At 40.7% G+C, this 5,143-nt stretch carries 5 protein-coding genes and 1 pseudogene; 2 read left to right on the top strand and 4 right to left on the bottom strand.

The annotated features are described in order from the left end of the window. A partial coding sequence (locus T538_RS19035) for a transposase (RefSeq protein WP_031541414.1) occupies positions 1-358 on the top strand: 358 nt, incomplete at its 5' end. A 400-nt stretch (positions 359-758) separates the two neighbouring features. On the opposite strand, the gene T538_RS0113620 is transcribed toward T538_RS19035, so the two are convergent. From T538_RS0113620 to T538_RS0113605, 4 genes are all read right to left on the bottom strand, one after another. Further along, positions 759-1,799 carry a hypothetical protein gene (locus T538_RS0113620; protein WP_031534551.1) on the bottom strand — a complete coding sequence of 347 codons (1,041 nt, stop codon included), beginning with the start codon at positions 1,797-1,799 and terminating at the stop codon, positions 759-761. 192 nt (positions 1,800-1,991) lie between these two features. Beyond that, positions 1,992-2,216 (bottom strand): hypothetical protein, encoded by a 225-nt coding sequence (locus T538_RS0113615; protein WP_155993236.1) that lies wholly within the window; start codon positions 2,214-2,216, stop codon positions 1,992-1,994. A gap of 42 nt (positions 2,217-2,258) precedes the next feature. Continuing rightward, the gene (locus T538_RS17860; RefSeq protein WP_051656118.1) at positions 2,259-3,335 is read right to left on the bottom strand and encodes a TlpA disulfide reductase family protein; all 1,077 of its coding nucleotides are present in this window, start codon (positions 3,333-3,335) and stop codon (positions 2,259-2,261) included. A gap of 30 nt (positions 3,336-3,365) precedes the next feature. Then, positions 3,366-3,749 carry a GNAT family N-acetyltransferase gene (locus T538_RS0113605; protein WP_155993235.1) on the bottom strand — a complete coding sequence of 128 codons (384 nt, stop codon included), beginning with the start codon at positions 3,747-3,749 and terminating at the stop codon, positions 3,366-3,368. A gap of 147 nt (positions 3,750-3,896) precedes the next feature. Between T538_RS0113605 and T538_RS0113600 the strand changes: the two are divergent. Beyond that, positions 3,897-4,352, top strand: a pseudogene (locus T538_RS0113600) (IS1380 family transposase); the annotation flags it as partial. Between the last annotated feature and the right edge of the window lie 791 nt (positions 4,353-5,143).

Below are 5,143 nucleotides of genomic sequence, written 5' to 3'. Positions count from 1 at the left end.
GTCGGCAGTCGAGTGCAGCGTAAGTCCAGACTCCACGGCTGTGATGGATAATTTTGCCTCACACTCGACAGTCGAGAAAGCAGTGTCAAAGTCGGAACGGCAGACAGTCCGCGGGAGCAATGCTCCAAAGGTTCTTCCGTGGGTACACATCGCCATTTCAAACGCCAAGTCGTTGTTCACAGACATGTATCACGGAATCAAGGAGGAGTTTCTTCAAGAATACTTGAATGAATTCTGCTACAAATTCAACCGTAAATATTTCGGTGACAGGATGTTCGACCGGTTAGTTATCGCTGCCGTTTCGTATAAGCCTACGTTTGAGCACAAATTATATAACGGAAGGGCGAATTGCGGATAATCATAAAAAGTAATTTCTTTATTTCTGTTGAGCCTCTTGTATTGCATAACTGTGTGTATCATACAATCGTACTATAGAAACGGGCACGATGTGGCTGTCGGTATCTTATACATCTATAGCAGTATAATATTTCTTGCAGGATTGTGGATTACATTTATGTTGTATGGAAGTTCAAAACTCAGAAAGATATTATGCGGTATATCATCTGTCGTTTTTCAACTATATTACATTTATTTGTGGATTAGTGTCCATGAGGCGATGCCTTATGATGGCACTTTCTATATAGCCTTTGGATTGTTGATTTACATTATAGAATTCTTTTATCTAAAACATAACCAAAAATAACACATACTGCTCCGTAATGCTGAGATTACAACAGCCAAGTCGGGCTGTTCTACTTTTATTTTGTCTGTTCTTTTTCTTTCCTTACAACTTGTTCTTTCAGTTCCTTATACCATATATAGTTCAGCAGGACTTTTGTAAGTAATATGTTTTTGTCGAGTGTCTCGTCATCGCTTAGCAGACAGCCGTTTGTAACCTCGCGCAGTTTTCTGTAAAAATCGAAAGACTTAGCAACATAACTCAACGATTTGTACGAAACATTGAAAGGACTATCCATATAACTATTTTCTCGTCTACTATAGAATAAACTCAGCTTTTCGCCGTCAGAAAAAACGAAATCAATCGAAACAGATTTATGCGATGTATTAAAATAAAGTTCACGGTTCAATGCCAGATTTATGAAGTCTGCTGATATCGTTGACAAACTGTCAGCATAAGAACACAACTCGTCAACATTAACATTATAGTTAATATCGCTTACCATTTTGAACTCATCAGAATTATGGTTTCTAACATTTTTCAGAAAACGTTCCTTAAAGACTCTGATGTCCTTCTCGCCTATTCCAATCTCCGCAAAACTCTTAACCGTTCCTTCTGTTATAAAGAGAGCATCAAGCACCATCTTTACGTCATCGCCCTTTATAATATTTGGCAATCTGTAAAGCAAATTGCCACCCATAAAAGATCCGGAAGCCTCAACCTTTTCCATCACAAAATTACCGTCCTTGCACTTATATCTTGCGACCTGCCTATCTCTTGTCCTGACACAATCAACACCTTTCATCTCTATTATAATATCCGAAACACTATCCGTTACTGGGTAAACATCTGCAAGATTTTTGACAACGGAAACTTCGTCGTTCCTCAACAGAAACACATCGCTAAGACAAGGCACAGATACTCTGTTTTTAAAATAATAAAAGCAAAAATAGTCACCCCAAATAGGATAATATGTCGAAATTAGAATCTCGTCACCATGCTTTGCCAATCGCTTGATTCCTGCTGAAAAATTAAAAACGGTATCAACCTTATTTTTATAATACTTTACAAGATTACTCTTTTGCGCTTCCGAGACGGTATAATAAGTTTTCTTATTCATACGCAAAGTGTCAGCATGGAAATATGATTTTGAAACAACGTATGAAAAAGGGAAGCAGAAGAGCATACAGAAATAAAAAAAACGTACCATACTCTTTAATAGTTTATTTTAACAGAACTTGGTTTATAGTTATAATACAATAAGCAGGAATGACTTTAGACGTGACAGATAGCAGTCTGGCAAAGAGCCACACTACTCTTCTTCGATGTCGTCAGGCCACCAGAACTGTTGCAGTTCGTGGATGATGTCATCCCAATCTTTCATGGTGAACGTACCTTCACCCCTCATCATTATTGTCATGGTGATGTCGTTGTAGGTACGATAGACATTTGTGTCCTTAAAGCCGTTGCGAAGATAGAAGTTTTGACGGCATTTGCGTTGGTCAATGTTCTCACTGACCTGCGTTGGGCTTTCCATGTCCAGGACAAAGCACCTGCCATCCATTATCAAGAATTTGTCTTATTCTGCAAAAATCTCTGCGAGTTTCTGCTCAATATCTTCGCCTCTTAAATCACGGGCAAGGATAGTTCCGTCTGGTGAGAAAAGCATAATTTGAGGAATACCACTAATACCATAAACATCGGTATCGGTCTTTTTGAAGTTTATAATCGAAGGGTATGGAATGTTTTCCTCCTTGATGGCCTTCATTGTTTTTATGGGGTCATCCCATGTAGCAATACCAAGAACAACCAGTCCCTTGTCTTTGTACTTGTTATAGGTGGCGATGAGGTTGGGAATCTCACGGCGACAGGGTAAACACCAGGAAGCCCAGAAATCTGCAAGTACATATTTACCACGACCTACATAATCGGAAAGGCGTTGCTGCTTGCCGTTGTACTCAGTAACGATATCGATAAACTTCATACCCTCGCCAGTACTTACCTTTGCTTGCAAATCTCTTCGCAACATTTGCAGCCTCGGCTCCTTTTCCACCCAAGAGGGGACAAGCATGTTGATGAGTTCCAAACCTCGACGGGGAGAAAGAGCACTGACATCGGATGCGTAATCATTGGCAACAAGGCTACCAATGGGGTCGCTGGGGTGCGCCGATATTACACTTACAACAAAGCTGTCCTCAAGGGCAATCAACCCCATCGTGTCTATAGGCTCACCGCTACTGAAAACACGTCGGAATTCATTCATTAGCAACTGATGCTCTTCCTCCATCTGGTTCATAGCATCAACGAGCGGAGTGCCCGACTGGCGGACTATAGAGCCATCGATGGTACCATCAATTTTCGTTGTACCATTATCCAAGATCATGTGCAGTAGCAATATCTGTTTACCTTTTGCTCTTGCCATCATCGGCTCAGACAGACGGCCTTCTATCGGCAGGATTTCGCCTTTCACGATGTATAGAGTATCGAGGACTCCTGTAGCGATGAAGCCATCCACGATTTCTCCTCGCTCTTCTTTCAAAATGAGCGTGTCGGTTATTTCCGGTCTGCCAATGTTTCCTTCCAACCGATAATTGATTTGTCCCTGAATGGTTACTGTTAAGAAGACAAATAGTAGGGTAGTGATTATTTTCTTCATATTTTGTAGTACCTTTATTTGTATCTACGCTCAAATTGGGTAAAAGATTGCACCTATGGTTGTTAATTGTTGCAAAAACAAAAATAAAGGCACAAAGAATTGACCAATCAGAGGGACAGATTGTCCCTTATAGTGTTCTATCATCTGAGTCAGTATCTTCTGACCATAGCCTTTGCCCCGTAGCTTTTCGCACACGGCAAAGTACCAGAACCTGTTGATAGACTTACGTGGATAGACGATGGTGAAGCCAATGAACTCTTCACCATCGTAGTATGCAGTGAAATCCAACGGCATTTCCTCAACCAGGCGCATCAAGTCCTTCCAAGGGATTTGTTCGTCTTCAGGGAATGCCGTTTCATAGAGCTGTTTTATCTTTTCATCAGCAGTATCAGATGTTATCTGTTTGACCGTCATTTTTTCTTGTACCTTAATTCCGCAACACAATAAATTAACGATTTATATAAAACTCTGAGCAACAAAATGTTGTCCAGAAGTTTGCCCTGTCAGAAAAATCACTTAACTTAGTGTCGTAAAATATAGCAAATGAAATTCATCAATGGCATGGCAAATATAAGCATAAAATCAGCAAAACTCACTCCCTTCGGCGGAATATTTTCAATTATGGAGCAGTCTGATTCCAAACTGTCATCTGTAATCGACTCTACGCTTGGCATACGAAGCAGCACCTTTGTATATCAGTATAGTGAAATCATCCGTTCGCTCATGAGCGTATACTTCTGCGGAGGGTCGTGTATAGAGGATGTAACCACACATCTCATGAGTCATCTTTCCCTGCATCCGACACTCCGGACCTGTAGCGCGGATACCATCCTCAGGGCAATCAGGGAGCTTACCGTTGAGAACATCTCCTATACGTCCTCATCGGGCAAGTCCTACGACTTCAACACGGCAGACACGTTCAACTCCCTGCTGATAAGCGCCTTGCTCTCAATGGGATATCTCAAGAAAGGAGAGATGTACGACGTTGATTTTGACCACCAGTTCATAGAAACGGAGAATACACACTTGCGGATTTAAGGTTTTATATATTATGACGCATACTAGGTATAATCCTCTACGTTAACTAATGTGCAAATCTCTAAGAGTTTTTACATGTCGTTTTTCATTCTCTTGTCTTCGACCGTATAGCGATAGCATTAAACGGTTGTAAAAATATTATTTTACTTGAGAACAAAGAAGATTTTTTCTCAAAATCTTCTATTAACAGAGTAGAAAATCACATCTGCCGTGACATAATAACCCACGCTCCGTTCTGCCGAATTTTCTTTATTTCTTCTTATCCTACTTTTTGGAAATGAAACACCTTTTCCCGATTTAATTTGTGTCAAACCAAAAAATTTATGCGAACTCGAAAGCTTGCAACTCGCATTGTCGCTCAGCGACAAGAGGTTATGTAAGGATGCAGTATTGTGCGTTACAGATTTCTTCAGCGGTGGGAATTCTTGCGTCCCTTCGGTAGCAAGATTCTGTGCTAATTTCCAAATTTTGCATAGGAAAAATAGGACATTTTAACAAAAGGGAAAAAGAAAACGGATTAGCACATGAGATTTAGTACCTGATTTGTGACCAGGTATCGCCGCAGTATATTTTCTATGGTTAAATTTCCTTTTTTCTTTCCGGTATTGTTGTATTTGTTGTATCTTTGCAGCCAACTAAGGGAAGTCGCTGGTGCCGTCCACCAGTTTTGTACTATCTCGTGTGGCTGTGTCGCATGGCGCAGCCACTTCTGTTAAAAAGGCGGATTTCCTTCCTTGTCAGCCGCGTTCCAATCTGGGGGTTCTGCGTTT

This window comes from Bacteroides sp. Ga6A2 (genome assembly GCF_000702225.1).
GTDB lineage: Bacteria > Bacteroidota > Bacteroidia > Bacteroidales > Bacteroidaceae > Ga6A1.
This window is presented reverse-complemented; position numbering and strand designations above follow the sequence as displayed.

Bases quoted from the DNA above. Each gene is read 5' to 3' on its own strand.
- T538_RS17860 (WP_051656118.1), bottom strand. From the start codon at position 3,335: ATGAAGAAAATAATCACTACCCTACTATTTGTCTTCTTAACAGTAACC.
- T538_RS0113615 (WP_155993236.1), bottom strand. From the start codon at position 2,216: ATGGAAAGCCCAACGCAGGTCAGTGAGAACATTGACCAACGCAAATGC.
- T538_RS0113620 (WP_031534551.1), bottom strand. From the start codon at position 1,799: ATGAATAAGAAAACTTATTATACCGTCTCGGAAGCGCAAAAGAGTAAT.
- T538_RS0113605 (WP_155993235.1), bottom strand. From the start codon at position 3,749: ATGACGGTCAAACAGATAACATCTGATACTGCTGATGAAAAGATAAAA.